This window comes from Bacillus sp. LR--39, assembly GCF_053613335.1.
The window spans coordinates 1-623 of the sequence record NZ_JBSIOT010001131.1; the positions used below are offsets into that span (position 1 = coordinate 1).

General features: G+C 51.8%; 1 protein-coding gene. It reads left to right on the forward strand.

The genetic code is table 11. The features are described 5' to 3' along the window. Position 1: 1 nt before the first annotated feature. Positions 2-623 (forward strand): FecCD family ABC transporter permease (locus tag ACWHAR_RS28905; protein ID WP_452088676.1); only part of this gene is annotated, 622 nt, incomplete at its 3' end.

The window sequence follows — 623 nt, forward strand, 5'->3', positions numbered from 1 at the left end:
GGTGATGCTCGTCATGGCCGTGCTGACGGCCGCCGTGTTTTTATTAAGCATGAACATGGGAGAAATCCGCATCGACCCGCTTGCTACATTGAGAACACTGTTCGGCTTTGGAACGCCGCAGGATGAACTTGTATTATTTGAATTCCGTCTGCCGCGCATGATCCTCGCCATGCTGATCGGTGCAGGGGTTGCTGTCTCCGGAGCCGTCTGGCAGGGGATATCCCGGAATGACCTGGCCGATCCGGGGATATTGGGCATCAATACGGGAGCGGGTTTTGCCGTTGTGCTGTTCATCTTCTATTTTCAGGGAGACGTTGGCAACCTGCAAAAAGGATTCGTTTTTTCCCTGCCGATATTCGCATTTTTGGGAGCCTGCTTTGCAGTCGTTTCCATCTATTTGCTGGCGTGGAAAAAAGGCTTGAATCCCATTCGCCTCGTTTTGGTCGGCATCGGAGTGAATGCGGCGTTTTCGGCGGCCATCTTAATGCTGCAGCTTAAAATGGACCCAAATGACTTTATGCAGGCGGCTGTTTGGCTGTCAGGGAATATATGGAGTTCGAACTGGAGCTTTGTCTCGGCCGTGCTGCCCTGGATTGTCGTGCTGATTCCTTTTATCCTCTATA